The organism is Chimaeribacter coloradensis (assembly GCF_002858715.1).
Taxonomy (GTDB): Bacteria; Pseudomonadota; Gammaproteobacteria; order Enterobacterales; family Enterobacteriaceae; genus Chimaeribacter; species Chimaeribacter coloradensis.
On sequence record NZ_PJZH01000009.1, the window covers coordinates 94,528 to 111,548 of the forward strand.

Genomic DNA, 17,021 nt, shown 5'->3' on the forward strand with positions numbered 1-17,021 from the left:
TACCCTGTGTTACAGCGACGTCGAGCCGCGCACAATCAGCTCGCCGGAGAACGCCTGTTCGCGCGGGTCGTCCTGGCTGCCCTGAATGCGTTTTACCACCTGCTCCAGCGCGGCAAACCCCATCTCATAGGTCGGCTGCTTAAAGGTGGTGATGCCGACGCCCGCCAGCTCCGCCCACTCCAGCTCATCAAAGCCCAGCAGCCCGATGTCACTGCCCCAGCGGATGCCGAGACGGCGCATAGCACGGGCAATCTGCAACGTCAGCGCGCCGTTGGCCGACAGCACCGCCTTGCGGCGGCCGCGGTTGCTGCGGCTGAAGTCACTGAGCACCGCATCCAGCTGCGCGCCGTCATTCAGCAGCACTTCGGCGCTGCGCGCCTGGAGATCGGGGCAGGCCTGCATGGTGGCGCGGTAGGCGTCCAGCCGCTCCAGCCGGGTGTTCACCGTGCCGACCGGCTCGCTTAAGAACAGAATCGCCTCGAAGCCCTGATCGATCAGGTGCTGGGTGGCGAGCGTCGCCGCCTCGCGGTTGTTCAGCCCCACCACGTCACAGGTGAAGTCGGGGATTTTGCGGTCAATCAGCACCATCGGCAGCAGCGACTGTTGCAGCATGGAGAGCGCCTCTTCCCGCATCCCCACCGCATTCACCACAATGCCCTCGACCTGATAACTGCTCAGCAGTTGCAGGTAGTGCTGCTCCTGGTTGATTTCGTTGTTGGTGTTACACACCAGCAGGGTAAAGCCCTGGCGGCGGCAGGCGGCTTCGACGCCGCGCATCACGTCGACAGAGTAGGGGTTGGTTATGTCGGCAATAATTAACCCGATAAGCCGGGTCTGGCCGCCCTTCAGGCTGCGTGCCATCTGGCTTGGCCGGTAATTGAGGGCGTGGATCGCCGCCTCAATGCGCTGCTTCAGGTCGTCGGAGAGCAAATTCTGTTCGCCGTTAAGATAACGCGACACACTGGTCTTGCCGGTGTTTGCCGCTTTGGCCACATCGCTGATGGTTGCCCGCCCCGCACCCTTACTTCTGTTCACTGCATATCCTCCTGGCTAACTGACACAGGAGACTACCATACTGCAACGGCTGCCGAATATACGGCAGCCGTTTTTGGCCGTTATGACGCTGCGCGGCCGGGCAGGGCGGCGGTCTCCGGCAGGGTTTTGGGCCGGTTGCTGAGGGTAAAGGCGGAGATGACCGTCACGCTCAGCGCAATGCCGCCGAGGATGAAATAGGTGTCGCTGAAGCCGATGCGGTCATACATCGTCCCGGCGAAGGCCGACAGGAAAATCGCCGCCAGTTGCTTCGAGAAACAGAAACCGATCAGGTAGATAGAGGCGGAGAAGCGGACGTCAAAAATCGAGGTGATGTATTTGAACGCCCCGACCAGCAGGAACGGCACCTCCAGCGCGTGCAGCATTTTCAGCACGATCACCTCGGCCGCCGTGGTGGCGAAGGCGGAGCCGATAATCCGCACCGACATAATGGTGCCTGCCACCAGCAGGGTATTTTTCGCGCCAATGCGGTTAATGATCCACGGCGAGCAGAACATGATCAGGGCGTTGGCCAGCTCGCCTGCGGTGGTGACGAAGCCAAACACCTCGGTGCCATGCTGCGGCGAGGTAAAGAAGGTCTTAAAGAAGTTGGCGAACTGCTGGTCGAACACGTCATACACGCAGGCCACGCCGACAATATAGAAGATGAACAGCCAGAGCGCCCGCATCCGGAACAGCTCGCCCACCTGCTTCAGGCTGAACTGGCGCGAATTGGCCCCCATGCCGTCAACCACCAGGGCGCTGCGGTTCTCCTGCGGTTTGGCGATCAGCAACAGCAGTATCAGCAGCACTGCCGCGCCGGAGCCCATCCAGAACACGATGTCCGGGTTGATGCTGAACATCACCCCGGCGGTGGAGGCGCACAACCCCCAGCCGAAACAGCCGAACATCCGCGCTTTGCCATATTCGAAGTGGCTGTTGCGGCTCACCCGCTCGATGTAGGCCTCGGTGGCCCCGGAGCCGCCGGCGAAAACAAAGCCGATGTAGGCCCCGCCGCACAGCGCGCCCAGCAGTACATTAAAGCGCAGCAGCGGCGCGAAAACGTAGAGGAAGAAGGGGGCGAAGAAAAACAGCAGCACCGCGATCACCCACAGCAGGTGTTTCTTCAGCCCGAGCTTGTCGGAAATCAGGCCGAACACCGGCTGAAACACGATGGCGAACAGCGACATACTGGCGAAGACCACGCCGGTTTCGGTTTTGGTCAGGCCGATCACATCCGCCAGCCAGATCGGCAGGAACGGGTAGCAGGTCGCCATAATGAAGAAATAGAGGAAGAAGAAAGCGCCGAATATCCAGAAATTCTTGTTGTTTTTGTAGGTACAGACAGGTGAGTTCATGGGGTTTTCCTTGCTCGGTCTGCGGTAAAAAGCCGGGCGGAGGCCCGGCCTGTCGGGTTAACAGCGTTCAATGCCCAGCAACAGCGCGCTCTCCGGGTCGAGCACCGGCAGCGCCAGCCCGGCCTGGGCCAGCCAGCTGCCGCTGGCCTCCACCGGCGCGGTGATCCAGCCCGGCAGCACCCGCATCACATGGCCGCCCTGCTCCTCAGCAATCACCGGCGGTGCATCCAGCACCGTCACGCGGTAGCGCGCCTCCGGCAGCAGCCCAGGAATGCGCAGCCGCCCCGGCATCGAGTAGGTGGGCATCGCCAGTTGCGCCACGGAGAAGATCGCCCGGTCGCGCGCCGGGCTTATCACGCCATGCGCCAGGGTGGCCGGGTCGGGGTGATCGATCCGCACGCTATCGCCGCTGTGCAGCAGGTCGCGCCACTGGCGGTGTAAGGCAATATAGTGCGCAAACGCCTGCTGCTCCTGCTCACCGGCGCGGGCCGGGTCAAGCTCGATGCCCATATGGCCGAACAGCGCGGTCAGGCCGCGAAACTGGATGTCATGGCGACGGTAGGTGGCGTGGCAGCGGTCGGCCCCGATATGTGCGCCCATCACCTCCGGCGGGAAGAAGTAGCTCATGCCGCGCTGGATGCGCTGGCGCTCCAGCGCGTCATTGTTGTCGGACGTCCAGAAACGGTGGCTGCGCTTAAGCACTTCGTAATCGATGCGGCCGCCGCCGGAGGCGCAGGCCTCAAACTCCACCTGCGGGAAGCGCGCCACCAGCGCATCCGCCAGCCGGTAGAACTGTTCCGTCTGCGCGGTGGCCGCCGCCCGCCCCTCATGCCCCGGCTGCACCACTTCGCGGTTCATGTCCCACTTCACATACTGGATGTCATGCTCGCCGAGCAGCCAGCTCATGCGCGCCAGCAGGTAATCGAACACGGCGGGGTTGCTTAAATCCAGTACATACTGGAAGCGCCCCGGCGGCTGCTGGTAACCCGGCAGCGCCAGCAGCCATTCCGGGTGCGCGCGGTAGAGGTCGGAATCCGGATTGATCATCTCCGGCTCGACCCAGATGCCGAACTCCATGCCGAGCTGGTGGACGTGCTCGATCACCGGCGTCAGCCCGTTGGGGTACTTTTTCTCATCCAGATACCAGTCACCCAGCGCGGCGCGGTCGTGGTCGCGGCCGCGGAACCAGCCGTCATCGATGATAAAGCGCTCCACGCCCAGCTCTGCGGCCCGGGTCGCCATCGCCATGATGTAATCAGGGTCGTGGTCGAAGTAGATCCCCTCCCAGGTATTGAGGTGTACCGGGCGCGGGCGCTCGCCGGAGAAGGGTAGGATCTGGCGGCGCACATAGCGGTGGAACTGCTGGCTCATCAGGTTCATGCCTTCGCTGCTGTAGCTGGCGTAGAGCCACGGGGTGCTGAGGCTCTGCTGCGCAGCAAGCTGCTGCTCACCGGCGAAATAGAGCGCCTCGGCCTGCAACTGGCGGCGGCCGTCGGTTTTCACATCCGCCCGCAGGCGGTGGTTGCCGCTCCAGGCGAGGTGCGCGCCCCAGACTTCACCCTGCTGCTCCGAAAAGCCCGGCCGGCCGAGGATCATGCCGGGGAAATATTCATGGGAGGTGCGGCCGCGCCGGTTCTCCTGCACCACGCCGCCGTGGGAGAGCAGCGTGCGGTGCGGCTGGAACTCCCGCACCCAGCGGCCGTGGAACGCCATCACCTCCGCCGCCTGCTCCGGCAGCGGCAGGGTCACGGCGAGGCGGCTGACCTGATAGGGCTGCGCGTGCAGGTTGGTCAGGGTGTTGCGGGTGCGCAGCACGCCGGTCTCCGCATCCAGGTGCAGCTCGCTGGTGAAACGCAGCGCGGCCTGCGGGTCTTCTGCGGTGATCACCACGCCGTCCGCCTGCTGGTCAACCCGGCAGGTAGTAAACACCGGCGACCAGTCCAGCCCGTCGCGGTGCCCCTCGACGCCCGGCGAGCCGAACAGCCCCCGGCCATTCTCCGCCGCCAGGGTCAGCGGCACATCCACATCCAGCCGGCCATTCGGTACCGGGCGGCTCAGGGTCGCGATCTCCTCCGCGCTGAACGCGGGCAGGTGCGGCCCCCAGTAAAGGATTTCAGCCACCGGCGCGCAGCGGATCACAATATCCGAGGTGCGGCTGGTCAGGCGACAAATTGGGGCATCCATGGCAATTCTCCGGGAAAAAGGGGAAATAAGTGCCGTAAGCATTGATCCGAAACGTTTCGGATGCGTAGTGGAAGAGATGGGATTTGTGATCGGGATTAAAGATCAGCGCGACTTTTTGCCGGAAACCGGGAGCGGGTTAACAGGATGCCCCGCTATCGCGGCGGGTGCGAACTGATGCCCGGTTGCAGGCCGGGCTGCCAGAGCACCTGTAATTCACTGAGCGGTTCGCCGCGGATCAGCGCCAGCGTCATTTCTGCGATCTGCCGCCCGACCGCTTCGCGCGTCGCCTGGGTCACGGCGGTAATCGGCAGGTCGATCAGGCTGTCCGGCGGCAGGCCGTCATAGATCACCAGCGAGACCCGGCCGCTCTCCAGCAGCCCCGCTTCGTGCAGCGCCATCACCGCGCCTTCACCGTGCATGTTGTTATCGGTGATCAGCGCCGTGGGCGGCTCCGGCAGGGCGAGCAGGGCGCGGGTTGCCTGATATCCGGCGCGGCGGGTCGGCAGAATCTGGCCGAGGTAGCCGGGCGGCAGCGGCAGGTGGTGCGCGCGCAGCCCGTCCAGAAAGCCCTGGCGGCGCTGGCCGACAAAGGTCTGCGGGCTGGTTTCGCCCAGGTAGGCGATGCGCCGGTGGCCGAGGCTGACCAGGTGGTCTACCGCCAGCAGGGTGCCGGCGTGGTTATCGAAGTCGAACCAGGCGTAAGGCTGGGGAAGGGCGCTGCGGCCGAGCGCCAGGAACGGGAAGCCGATCTGTTGCAGCACCTGCAGGCGCGGGTCATTGGGCTGGGTGTGGGCCACCAGCAGCGCATCGACCCGTTTGCTCTCAATCAGCCGGGCCATGCCTGCGGGCTCCTGCTCCTCCGCCACCAGCAGCAGGTCGATCTCCTGGCGCGCCAGCTCATGGCTGATGCAGCCTACCATCTCAATAAACGCCGAGTTGTTCAGCGGGCGCGGTTCAAACGGGAACAGCAGCCCCACGGCATCGATTTTGCCCATTTTCAGGCGGCGGGCCAGGGTATTGGGGCGGTAACCCATGCGTTGCGCGGCGGCATCCACCCGCTGTTTGGTGGCGGCGGCCACGTCATCGTAACCGTTCAGCGCGCGGCTGACGGTGGTGACAGAGAGGCCCAGCTCGCGGGCCAGCGCTTTGAGTGACATAGGAAATTCCACGCAGCGGGGGGAGACGCAGCGAGAGTAGCACAGAGTCGGGGGGAAGGTTGAGAAGCCCGGCGCACAGCGCCGGGCAAAAAGCTTACTGCAGCGGGCTGAGGGTGATCTCGACGCGGCGGTTCTGCGCCTTGCCTTCTGCGGTGCTGTTGGAGGCGACCGGGTTGTCCGGGCCGGCACCGGCGGTGCGGATGCGCGCCGCAGAAACGCCCTGGGTGATCAGCGCGCTGGCGACGCTGTCGGCACGTTGCTGGGAGAGCGTCATGTTGTGGGCGCGTGCGCCGCTGCTGTCGGTATAGCCAATCACGTTGACCGCGGTCTTCTCATACTCTTTCAGTACCATCGCCACGCCGGAGAGGGTGTTGGCCCCGGCCGGTTTCAGGTTACTGGCGTCGGTGTCGAAGGTGACGTTATTCGGCATGTTCAGCACGATGTTGTCGCCTTCACGGGTCACGCTGACGCCGGTGCCCTGCATTTTCTGGCGCAGTTTGGTTTCCTGCACGTCCATGTAGTAGCCTGCGCCGCCGCCCAATGCCGCACCGGCCGCCGCGCCAATCAGCGCGCCCTTGCCGCGGTCTTTTTTGGAGGAGGAGAGCACGCCGACGCCTGCGCCCAGTGCGGCCCCCAGCCCGGCACCGATGCCGGCTTTCCCGGCTTCACGCTCACCGGTGTAAGGGTTGGTGGTACAGCCCGCCAGGGCCAGTGACAGGCTTAATGCGCCGGCCACACACAGAATACGCTTTTTCATGGTTAATCCTTTGTAACAAGTCAGTGCGGTGAAGAGCAACTCCACCTAATCATTGGGGCGTCAGGTTATTATGTGTTCATCCCGGTGGCGGCAAACGCACACCGGCCGGGCATTATGACCGGGAAAAGTAAGAAAAGTGCTAGAGATAATTCTCAAAGTGTAAGTGTCAGTTGCCCGCCTGCCACATCATGATCAGCGTCATGGCGTGGGTGTCGCGGTGGCGGAGTTTGCGTTGCGGAATAAATCCCCATTTGCGGTAAAAGGCCACTGCCCGGTGGTTGCGCATATAGACCTCCAGGCTGAGCAGCGGGAAACGCTGCTGCACCCAGGCCATCAGGCCGTCTGCCACGCCAGTGCCGAAACGCTGGGGGGCCACGAACAGCGCGCCGACAAAGCGGCTGTCCATCACGCTGATAAACCCGGCCAGCGCGCCGTCGCGCTCATCCACCCAGGTGTCGGCCCGCGGCAGGTACGCCTCCCGTACCAGCGGCGCGCTTTCGTGCCAGTAACGCGCCTCAATAAACGGGTGCCCGGCCGTGGTGCTCGCCAGCCACAGCGCCATCAGCGGCTCCATATCGGCAGGCCGGAACGCCCGGATCATGCGCCTGCCTGCGCCGGGCAGCAGAAGCAGTCGGCCTGGTGATCGTTCACCAGGCCGCACGCCTGCATAAAGGCGTAACAAATGGTTGCGCCGACAAAGGTAAACCCGCGTTTTTTCAGCGCCCTGGAAAGCGCCTCAGAGGCGGCAGTTTTCGCCGGGATCGCCTCCCCCTGCGGGCGGTTGACCTGCGGCTGGTGGTCGACAAACCCCCAGATAAAGCGCGAAAAATCCTCACCGGCGGCGGCCATCGCCAGCCAGGCGCGGGCATTGGTGATGATCGCCTCCAGCTTGCGGCGGTGGCGGATCAGCCCCGCCTCCTGCATCAGCGCATCGACATCCTGCGGCGTCATCGCGGCGATGTGATGCGGGTCAAACCCGTGGAAGCACGCCCGGTAGCGTTCGCGCTTTTTCAGCACCGTGATCCAGGAGAGCCCGGCCTGCTGCCCCTCCAGGCAGAGCATCTCAAACAGCGCACGGCTCTCCCGCTGCGGGACGCCCCATTCACGGTCGTGATAATCGATGTATAACGGGTCAGCGGTGACCCAGCGGCAACGTACCATAACGGCTCCTTTCTCCCTTTTACCCACGGTATTTCCCAATCATAGCGCGGCAGCCGCGGGGAAGGCGGCAGAAAATCGCCCGGTAAGAAGGCCATTCCCTGTCTATGCTTTAACGTTCACGTTTTCGGAAAGATGTTTTTTATTCACGTTATTTTTTACTGACTACGAGGTGGTTATATGAAAAAGATCTCAACGGTATTGCTGGTTGTCGCGGCACTGACATCACTGGCCGGGTGTTCACACCGCAGCAGCGCAGTCAAAGAGGACGGGCGCCCGCACGCGCCGAGCGGCCAGGCCTCCCCGGGCGGCACCCTCGGCACCGGGCCGGTGGGCCAGCCGCAATCCTGATTCCCCCCGCCCCGGCCTCTGCCGGGGTTTTTAGTGCCCATTTCCCCCCGCCTGTGTGCCTCCCCGCATTTTTTCAATCAGATACCTTGACGCCCGCCAGAAGCGGACAATAGTTATACTTGCATTGCACAAAATTAAAACAACGACTATGGCGTTTACCTAACCCATTCTGTTCCTTGAAACAGCCTGATGGCTCTCAGGAGTCCCCATGCCGGATATAAAAAAATCTGACGGCCGCCCAAAAGCGGTCGCACTGGCAGTGGCAATGATGTTGTGGGGGGGAAGTCCGGCACAGGCCTATGACGCCGTCTACGTCTTCGGCGACAGCCTGAGTGATTCCGGAAATATCGGCCGCTTTACCTATAACGGCAGCAGCGTCCCTCTCTATGATGAAATCCTGGCGCAGCGCGCCGGGCAGACGCTGACGCCCTCGCAATCCGGCGGCACCAACTACGCCACCGGTGGGGCTACCGCCATCCCGGAGCTTGACCCCTACTTCAACACCACCGGCGATCAGGTCAGCCAGTACCTGAGCCAGACCGGCGGGCGGGCGGACAGCAACGGCCTCTATATCCACTGGGTTGGCGGGAATGACCTGGCCGCCGCCGCGCTGAGCATTGACACTGCCGCCGCCCTGGCCAGCGCCAGCGCCACCTCGGCGGCCGGGCAGGTACAGGCGCTGATCAACGCCGGGGCGGGCACGGTGATTGTGCCGACGGTGCCGAACATCGGGCTGACCCCGGCGATCGTCGAGCTGGTTGTCTCCGCCGCGCTGCCTGCCAACGCCGATGCCGCCTTGCAGGCCGCCTTTAACGTGCTCAACGGCCAGGGCACGGTAGACACGGCCGCACGCCTGGCGACGATTCATCAGGCCCTGGCCGCGGCCGTGCAGTCCACCGGCGCGCCCGATGCCGTGGCGCAGCCGCTCACCCAGACCCTGATCGGTGCCTATGACCAGCTCGCCGCCGCGGCAGGCACGCTGACCGCGGTCTATAACCAGACGGAAGATGCCGCACTGGCCGCCACCGGCGGTAACATCGTGCGCGTTGACGTCGACGGCCTGCTGAATGAGGTCATTATCGACCCTGCCGTTTATGGCCTGACCAACACCGCCGGGATGGCCTGCCCGCCGGGCCTCACAGCGGCGCTGTGTAACGCCTCTACGCCCGGTTTCAGCAGCGCCCAGGCGTTCCTGTTTGCCGATCGCCTGCACCCCAGCCCGCAGACCCACGCGCTGATCGCCGACTACATCCAGTCAGTGCTGGACGGCCCGGCACAGGCGGTGGCGCTGAACCAGGCCACGCTGGCGCTGGGGCGTAATGCGCAGGGGATCCTCGACAGCCGCTACCAGCAGTTGCGCACCACCCCCAACCCGCAGGGCAGCCTCGGCATGTTCGGCGGCTATATGGGGCAGCATATGGAGTACAGCGCCAACACCGCCGCGGGGGACGGCAACGCCACCTCGCATAACGTCAGCCTCGGCATGGACTATCAGGTGACCGATAACTGGCTGGTGGGCGCGATGCTGGCCGGGGCCGACGACCGCCAGCGCCCCTCCAGCCGGTATAACTACAATGCGCGCGGCTGGCTGCTGTCGGCCTACAGTTCGGTGAACGTGCTGGAGAATGGCTGGCTGAATGCTGACGTCCACTGGGCGACGGTGAATTTCGATGACATCAACCGCAGTATGCGGCTGGGCGGGGCGACCCGGCGGGAAGAGGGCGACACCGACGGTAAGCAGGTCGGCGCACGGCTGACGGCAGGCTGGGATTTCCCGGTCGCCAGCTGGCTGACCACCGGCCCGATGGCGCAATTCGCCTGGGATTACAGCAGCGTGGACGGTTACAGCGAGAAAAGCCGCCGCAGCACCGCCATGCGTTTTGACGACCAGACCTACCACTCACAGGTTGGCGCACTGGGCTGGCGGCTGGACGGCCGCTTCGACCGGATCAACCCCTACGCGGAGCTGAGTTACCAGCACCAGTTCGGTGACGACGTCTACCGCGCCGGCGGCGGCATTAAATCGACCCAGACCCATTTCGCCCGCACCAGCGCCACGCAGGACACCAACTGGGTAGATGTTACGGTCGGGGCCAACCTGCCGCTGACCGATAACGTCGCGGCCTTTGCGGCCGTTTCCCAGACCGGCGGCCTCAGCAGCGGCGAGCAGTTTATGTATAACCTCGGCGTCAGCGCGCGGTTTTAGGGGAAGTGATAAACAGGCAGGCCGCCTCAGGGCGGCCTTTATTTTATGCGCGTTTCAACCAGCTATTGCTGTGCAGGATATTGCCGTCGAGATAGTGCCAGGTGATTTTTTCATAGCGGAATTCCACCAGTTCGAGGTGGTTGAATTTCTCTTTGGTGGCATCTTTTATGTCATGCATAAGGGGAAATACGTTGACCACTTTCGCCTTTTCCAGCAGGACGGTGTAATACGCCTCTTCCTGCCCGGCATCATTAATCCGGTAATGTATTAATTCAACCGAATTCAGCGTTTGACCGGAGGTCAGCGCTTTATATAAATAGGGCGTCGAGCAGTCGATCTCTTTTTCAATCAGAAAAGGCAGGTGTCGGCATTTTCCGCTGATTCTCCCGGTATGGTCATCGGTCGGCATATCAACGCTATGATGCAGCCCCAGCACTTCCACACTGTTTTCCCGGCCATACACATTCACGCCGCCTTTGATGAGATTGTTCGCATCATCTTTCAGGTACATATAGACGGGGATTGCCATATTAATCTACCTCGCGGAATTGGCTGGACTGGCCCACGGTCATGATTAACTGCTGCAAACATTTCTGCGCCTGCACGCTGTTGCTTTTATAGAGCGCCTGAATGGCTTTGACGACATACTCATTTTGTTCGGGAACAGTCTCATGATAAAGAGGCATTGAACAGACGGATGCCGTAGAAATAGAGATGTTCAAGTCGTCAATAACTTCCATCACGCCGTTTACATTTTTGGGTATGGCTTGCGCCAAGGCTGTACCAAGTTGTTCATTCCAGGAAACAGCACCAGTCATTGAGATGGAAGGAATGAGTTTCAGCCACGCGGCCTCGCCGTTAGAAATATGCTTGAAAATTTCGTTCCATAATCCATCGTCTGTTTCTGGAATGCCGGAAATCACCTTTGCTGCACCGTAATCCTGCACCTGTTGAGCAAACTCCTCGGCAGTAGGGGAGCGTTCAGCCATTACAGAATAGCTGGCAGAGGCTAACAATAATGAAAGAATTATTTTTTTCATCTGACCACCAATACGGTGTCGCCTGAGTTATAAATCCCCCTGCGTATTTCAGCACCATTAATTATTATACAGCCTTGGGAAGAGCGACCAATCGTATCACGTCTATCACCATGTATTTTAAAGCCAGTACGGCCAAAAACATTTGTTCCTGCCATTGGCGTAAGCTGAATAGACCACGGCCCCTGATTGCTGTCATAGCCAGAAATTCGCCAATAGCCTTTAGGAATTGGTCCGGTATCCCTGACATGTTGCATTGATGGTTTATCCTTAGCTATCCCTTTCCCACTATACCCCTTAGCAATAAACTCGCCGTTATGCCTTAATTCGCCTGTTTGCTGATTATATTCCCATGTCATATTTCTCTCCTGGTATCACCTTGCGTGACCGGGAATAATTAGCTGCCTGCATGGTGAAAATTTCAACTGAATTATTATGTTAGGGATAATTAACTAATTGATGAAAATTATAATATGTTGTGAATTATTCAGAAAAAGAATTGCTAGCAAAAAGGCCACCTTTAAGGCGGCCGGAACGGGTCAGCGGGCGGTTTCGGGGTCGGGCTGAATAAGCGGTTTGCCTTTAACCACCATAAAATAGGTCAGCAGAAAAGCCAGGCCTAATGAGAGCGTGACGCCCATCAGAATATAGATAAAGTAAGGGCCGATATAGGCGGGCAGGCTGAAAATACTCGACAAAATATAACCGTAGAGCCGCACACCGAAAAAGGCAATAAAGGCTGAGGCGAGGGCGCTGCTGACCGTGGTGGCAATAAACGCTTTTTTATATTTCGTCAGTACGCCAAACAGCGCCGGTTCCGTAATGCCTAACAGGGCGGAGACCGCTGCGGAAAGCACCACTGATCTATCCGCCCGGTTCTTGCTGTGAAAACAGAGTGCAAAGGTAGAGCCGGCAATGGCCATATTGGCCATAAACATCATCGGCATCAGCATGTCATACCCTTTGGTGGCGAAATTTTGCAGCGCCACCGGCGTCATGGCGTGGTGCATCCCGGTTAATACCGCCACCGGGCGGATAGCGCCGACAATCACCCCGGCAAAGACGGCGGAAATATCAAACAGCCCCTGGATAAACAGCGCCAGCGCTTTGCCGACATAGATCCCCAGCGGCCCAATTAATGTCAGGGAGACCAGCGCGGTAATAAACAGCGTCAGCGTCGGGGTAAACACCGTTTTTAATACCTCGGGCATCACGGCGTTGACGCCGCGGTAAATATAGCTGAGCGCCCAGACAGACATAATCACCGGAATCACGCTGGCCGAATAGTTGAATACTGATACCGGGATAATATCAATAAAATAGAATGCGGTGGCCGCGCCCGGCGTATGCGCCGCCAGCGCTTTGGCGGCGTCGATCAGCGTCGGGTACATCAGGCAGGCTGCCACCGCGGCGGCGAGGTATTCATTGGTTTTAAATATCCGGGCGGCCGACACCGCCAGGAAAAAGGGCAGGAAATAGAATACCCCGCTGGCGATCAAGTCAATCACCATCACGGTATCACTTTTGGCGGAGACAATATGCAACGCCACCAGCCCGGCCAGCAGCCCTTTTATCATCCCGGCGCCGGCGATAGCCGGGACAATCGGGCCAAACACGCCGGAAACGGTATCCATAAAGCGCGAGATCAGGCCCTTATGCACTTTTCCGGCGGCCGGTGCCTGTTCTTCTTTGGCGGGAACGCGGTTTTCCATTATGGCCTGATACCAAAGCGTGACCTGCGGGCCGATAATCACCTGCGCCTGATCGTGCTGATATTGCGCACCCAGCACGCCGGGTAATTTTTTAATGCCGTCCCAATCGATCCGGCTTTCGTCAACGACGTCAAAACGCAGGCGCGTCATACAATGCCAGATCTTATTAATATTATTATTGCCGCCCATCAGCGGAATAATGGCCGGCGCTACCTGGGTATTTTCCATAAGGCCCCACTGCTGTGAAGATAAGGAACGTCTGATAAAAACGATGGTAGGGGGGCCTCTTTTGAAAAACAAGCCAATAAACCATGCGTCCCGTCACATCCTCAGGGGTGCGGCGGTGCGTGCGGGAAATTGGTCTGGTTTTTATTGCCCTTATTTCCCTTTTTCCAGACCAAAATAAAAGCCGGAATTGGCGGTTTACAAACACCGCCGGAATAGGATGAAATCAGCGGGTTAATTATTTATTTCCGCTATCGCTACCCGCCGGAAAATACCGCTTCCGCGAAGGAGAAAGAGATGCAGCCCACCCTGATTACCGATATTGATTGCCACATCACCCGCCCCGATCGCCATAATCTGGTGGTGGTAAAAATTCACACCGATAAAGGCATCACCGGCCTGGGCTGTGCCACTTTTCAGCAGCGGCCGCTGGCGGTAAAAGTGATGGTGGAGGAGTACCTCCGGCCGTTGCTGATCGGGCGGGATGCGAACCACATCGAAGATCTCTGGCAGATGATGATGGTTAACGCCTACTGGCGTCATGGTCCGGTGATCAACAACGCCGTCGCCGGCGTCGATATGGCACTGTGGGACATCAAAGGCAAGCTGGCGGAGATGCCGCTCTACCAGCTGTTTGGCGGCAAATCCAAAGATGCGATTGCCGCCTACAGCCACGCCGCCGGAGACACGCCGGCGGCGCTCTGCCTGGAGGTCGACCGGCTGCTGGCTGAGGGCTATCGCCACATCCGCTGCCAGCTCGGGTTTTATGGCGGCCATGCGCCGGATCTGCACGCCACCCGCACCCCGACGCCGGGCGCGTACTACGATCAGGAGCGTTATATGGAGAACACGCTCGCCATGTTCCAGGCATTGCGTGAGAAGTACGGTAACCAGTTCCACATCCTGCATGATGTGCATGAGCGGCTCTTCCCGCAGCAGGCGGTGCAGTTTGCCAAGCAGCTTGAGCGCTATCAGCCCTATTTCATCGAAGACATTCTGCCGCCGGAGCAGAACGACTGGCTGGCCCAGATCCGCCAGCAGACGGCGGTGCCGCTGGCGACCGGGGAGCTGTTCAACAACCCGGCGGAGTGGAAAGAGCTGGTGATCAACCGGCGCATCGATTTCCTGCGCTGCCACGTATCGCAGATTGGCGGCATCAGCCCGGCGCTGAAACTGGGCCATTTCTGCCAGAGTTTCGGCGTGCGGCTGGCGTGGCACTGCCCGCCGGACATGACGCCCATCGGCGCGGCGGTGAACACCCACCTGAACATCCACCTGCACAATGCGGCGATCCAGGAGTTTGTCGCCTACCCGGAACAGACCCGGCGGGTCTTCCCGGGGGCGGCCGCGCCGGAGAACGGCTACCTCTACCCCGTTGAGCAACCGGGCATCGGCGTCGGGTTTGATGAGGCGGCGGCCGCAGAATTCCCGGTGGTCTACCGGCCCCATGAGTGGACGCAAAGCCGCCTGCCGAACGGGGCGATCCATACACCCTGAACCGTCAGCTCTGGCGGAAGGCGAGGTTGTCGCGGTTAAACGGGATCACGTAAGAGCAGGCGTAGTCGATGTCGATGATGTCACTGAAGATCGCCACCCGCCCGTCGGGCAGAATGCCGCGGTTCAGGATGTGCATGGCAGCAATCCCTTTTTTGCAGCCCAGCAGCGCGGCCTGCGTCTTGCTGACGGTGGTGGCGCGGTAGTGGGTCAGGGAGTGGGAGAGGGCGCACCCCTTGCTGAGCAGGTATTGCTGGATCGAGTGCTCGATGGTGTGCGGCGTCAGGTCGGCAAAGCCCGCCGCGGGCATCCGGGCGTATTCGAGCTGCACCGTCACCCCTTCCACCTTGCGCAGCCGGGTAAAGGCCCAGATAAAGTCGCTATCCGTCAGGCCGAAAATCTGCCGCTCGTCGCTGTCCGGGCGGCGTTTATGCAGCTCCAGCAGGCGGTAGCGGATCTGGTTAAATTTCTTCTCAGTAATCGAGTTATAGATCAGCGGGTTATTGCCGACGCCGGGGTTAATGAAAATCCCCGCGCCCTGGACGATCCGCACCGCGCCAATCGCCACCAGCTTCTCCAGCGCTTTGCGCAGGGTAAAGCGTGACACGCCATACTCCTCAGCCAGCTTGCGCTCAGGCGGCAGCTTCTCCAGCGGGGTGTCACGGTGCTGGTAAATTTTGCTGAGCAGATCCTGCGCGATGAACTCTCTCTTTTTCATGGTCGGTTGTCCGTAACGCCTCGGTGGCCACACTATAGCGCCGAACGCCCATAAAAAATGCCGCCCGGGCAGGCGGCATCTCGTTTACTTCTTCTTGCCGAAGACCTTCATCAGGACGCCGATGATCAGGCCGATGGCGATCCCCGTCATAATCCAGCCGACAAACCCCATCTTGTTTCTCCTGTTCTTACGAATGCTTGCGCGGAGTATAAGGGATCCGGCCGGGATGCGCTTCAGGAGGCCACCCCCTTTTTCCAGGCGGGCGCGGCAGCGGGGGCGTGGAGTTTCTTCTCCGGCTGCAACAGCGTCATGCAGAACATGCTGCAAAACGACACCGCCGCCGTGGCGAAGAACATCGCGTTATAGCCGTGGTGCTGCGCCAGCCAGCCGCTCAGGGTTGGCGCGAGGATAGACGCCAGGTTGGCTACCGCCAGCGTCATGCCGCTGTACGCCCCCACCGAGGATTTGGGCGAGACATCAATCACCACCGACCAGTAGACATTATTCACCAGCGCATTCAGGGCGTTACCCAGCGTCATCAGCGCGATGATCGCCGCCGGGGAGTGCATAAAGGGGATCAGCACAAAACAGCAGGCGGTCAGCAGCAGCGTCACGGCGGCAAACAGATTGCGCGCCAGCCGCAGGTTGCGGGTGCGCCTCAGCAGCGTGTCGGCAATTTTCCCGCCCAGCAGCACCGTGAAACAGGCACCGCTCCACGGGATCATCGCCACATACCAGAGCGAGTGCAGGTCATAGTTGAAGGTGTCCTGCAAATATTTCGGGCTCCAGGTGACCAGCACAAAGGTGACGTAGAGAAACGAGAAGTAGCCCAGCGCGTTAAACACCAGCGTGCGGCTGCTGAAAAAGCGCCACCACGGCAGGCGCGGCTGCGCGCTCTCCGCGGCCTGGTCGCCGTGGATGATCGCCAGCTCCGCGGCATTCACTTTCGGGTGCTGGTGCGGCGCATCGGTAAAGACGCGGGCGAACAGGATAATCGCCAGCAGCGAAAACAGCCCCAGCAGGATGAACATACTGCGCCAGTCATCGGTGAGCAGCAGCAGCCCCACCGCCAGCGGCGCGGTAAGCAGGGAACCGACCTGCGTACTGAGCAGCCCGATGCCGAGCGAGAAGCCGCGCTCTTTCTGCGGCGCCCAGTGGGCGATGGTTTTGTTCATCAGCGCGTAAGCCGGCCCTTCGGAGAAACCGAACAGGATACGCAGCGCGGCAAAGCCCATAATGGCGGAGCCGCCGAACAGCGCCACGCCGACCTCCCCGGCCCAGGCAGTGGCGATCTCCAGCAGTGACCAGAGCGCCCCGGCCAGCAGCCACACTTTTTTGGTGCCGACGCGATCGGCCAGAAAGCCGCCGCAGAGTGACCCGAACAGATAACCGAAGCCGAAATAGCCCAGCACGGCGCCCAGTTGCGCCTTATTAAAGTGAAACTCATTGGCGATGTCGTTGGCCGCAAAAGACAACGCGCCGCGGTCGACGTAGTTAATCAGGGCGATGAAAAACACCATCGCAAAAATACGGTAGCGGTACCGGCTGTCTTGAAGGGTGGGCATAACCTGCTCCTTGTGCGTAAAAGTGCTCAGAGAGAGCTAGCAAAGTTGATGCCACCCCTTTTCGCCG

The 17,021-nt window shown here is 60.8% G+C and carries 16 protein-coding genes; 3 read left to right on the forward strand and 13 right to left on the reverse strand.

Annotated elements, in window-relative coordinates; translation table 11 throughout:
- Positions 1-9: 9 nt before the first annotated feature.
- The 7 genes from CYR32_RS11075 to CYR32_RS11105 form a co-directional block, all read right to left on the reverse strand.
- A complete protein-coding gene (locus CYR32_RS11075; RefSeq protein WP_101824458.1) occupies positions 10-1,035 on the reverse strand; it encodes a LacI family DNA-binding transcriptional regulator in 1,026 nt (341 codons plus the stop codon).
- Positions 1,036-1,115: 80 nt separating this feature from the next.
- The gene (locus CYR32_RS11080; RefSeq protein WP_101824459.1) at positions 1,116-2,390 is read right to left on the reverse strand and encodes an MFS transporter; all 1,275 of its coding nucleotides are present in this window, start codon (positions 2,388-2,390) and stop codon (positions 1,116-1,118) included.
- Between the two features lie 57 nt (positions 2,391-2,447).
- Positions 2,448-4,574: an alpha-galactosidase gene (locus CYR32_RS11085; protein ID WP_101824460.1), complete on the reverse strand. Its 2,127-nt coding sequence runs from the start codon at positions 4,572-4,574 to the stop codon at positions 2,448-2,450.
- Positions 4,575-4,726: 152 nt separating this feature from the next.
- Positions 4,727-5,731, reverse strand: a complete 1,005-nt coding sequence (locus CYR32_RS11090) for a LacI family DNA-binding transcriptional regulator (RefSeq protein ID WP_101824461.1) — start codon at positions 5,729-5,731, stop codon at positions 4,727-4,729.
- A gap of 94 nt (positions 5,732-5,825) precedes the next feature.
- Positions 5,826-6,488, reverse strand: a complete 663-nt coding sequence (locus tag CYR32_RS11095) for an OmpA family lipoprotein (RefSeq protein WP_101824462.1) — start codon at positions 6,486-6,488, stop codon at positions 5,826-5,828.
- Between the two features lie 166 nt (positions 6,489-6,654).
- A complete protein-coding gene (locus CYR32_RS11100) occupies positions 6,655-7,089 on the reverse strand; it encodes an N-acetyltransferase (protein ID WP_101824463.1) in 435 nt (144 codons plus the stop codon).
- A complete protein-coding gene (locus CYR32_RS11105; protein ID WP_101824464.1) occupies positions 7,086-7,649 on the reverse strand; it encodes a DNA-3-methyladenine glycosylase I in 564 nt (187 codons plus the stop codon). The genes CYR32_RS11100 and CYR32_RS11105 overlap by 4 nt, the downstream gene beginning before the upstream one ends.
- A 177-nt stretch (positions 7,650-7,826) precedes the next feature.
- On the opposite strand from CYR32_RS11105, the gene CYR32_RS21695 reads away from it, so the two are divergent.
- Together CYR32_RS21695 and CYR32_RS11110 are read left to right on the forward strand one after the other, a co-directional pair.
- The gene (locus tag CYR32_RS21695) at positions 7,827-7,997 is read left to right on the forward strand and encodes a YgdI/YgdR family lipoprotein (protein WP_165698228.1); all 171 of its coding nucleotides are present in this window, start codon (positions 7,827-7,829) and stop codon (positions 7,995-7,997) included.
- 208 nt (positions 7,998-8,205) lie between these two features.
- On the forward strand, positions 8,206-10,203 hold the full coding sequence (locus tag CYR32_RS11110; protein WP_101824465.1) for an autotransporter outer membrane beta-barrel domain-containing protein: 1,998 nt from the start codon (positions 8,206-8,208) through the stop codon (positions 10,201-10,203).
- Positions 10,204-10,246: 43 nt separating this feature from the next.
- Here the strand turns inward: CYR32_RS11110 and tssD are convergent, their stop codons facing one another.
- The 4 genes from tssD to CYR32_RS11130 form a co-directional block, all read right to left on the reverse strand.
- On the reverse strand, positions 10,247-10,732 hold the full coding sequence (tssD, locus tag CYR32_RS11115; RefSeq protein WP_101824466.1) for a type VI secretion system tube protein TssD: 486 nt from the start codon (positions 10,730-10,732) through the stop codon (positions 10,247-10,249).
- A 1-nt stretch (position 10,733) separates the two neighbouring features.
- Positions 10,734-11,243 carry a hypothetical protein gene (locus CYR32_RS11120; protein WP_101824467.1) on the reverse strand — a complete coding sequence of 170 codons (510 nt, stop codon included), beginning with the start codon at positions 11,241-11,243 and terminating at the stop codon, positions 10,734-10,736.
- Positions 11,240-11,599, reverse strand: coding sequence for a tlde1 domain-containing protein (locus CYR32_RS11125; protein WP_101824468.1), 360 nt, complete (start codon positions 11,597-11,599; stop codon positions 11,240-11,242). Before CYR32_RS11125 ends, CYR32_RS11120 begins: the two co-directional genes overlap by 4 nt.
- Positions 11,600-11,779: 180 nt before the next feature.
- The gene (locus CYR32_RS11130; RefSeq protein ID WP_101824469.1) at positions 11,780-13,180 is read right to left on the reverse strand and encodes a PTS transporter subunit EIIC; all 1,401 of its coding nucleotides are present in this window, start codon (positions 13,178-13,180) and stop codon (positions 11,780-11,782) included.
- A gap of 294 nt (positions 13,181-13,474) precedes the next feature.
- Between CYR32_RS11130 and CYR32_RS11135 the strand changes: the two genes are divergently transcribed.
- Positions 13,475-14,674, forward strand: a complete 1,200-nt coding sequence (locus CYR32_RS11135) for an enolase C-terminal domain-like protein (protein ID WP_101824470.1) — start codon at positions 13,475-13,477, stop codon at positions 14,672-14,674.
- 4 nt (positions 14,675-14,678) lie between these two features.
- Here CYR32_RS11135 and CYR32_RS11140 read toward each other — a convergent pair whose 3' ends face one another.
- Positions 14,679-15,389 (reverse strand): GntR family transcriptional regulator, encoded by a 711-nt coding sequence (locus tag CYR32_RS11140; RefSeq protein ID WP_101824471.1) that lies wholly within the window; start codon positions 15,387-15,389, stop codon positions 14,679-14,681.
- A 233-nt stretch (positions 15,390-15,622) separates the two neighbouring features.
- Positions 15,623-16,954: an MFS transporter gene (locus tag CYR32_RS11145; protein ID WP_101824472.1), complete on the reverse strand. Its 1,332-nt coding sequence runs from the start codon at positions 16,952-16,954 to the stop codon at positions 15,623-15,625.
- Positions 16,955-17,021: the final 67 nt, after the last annotated feature.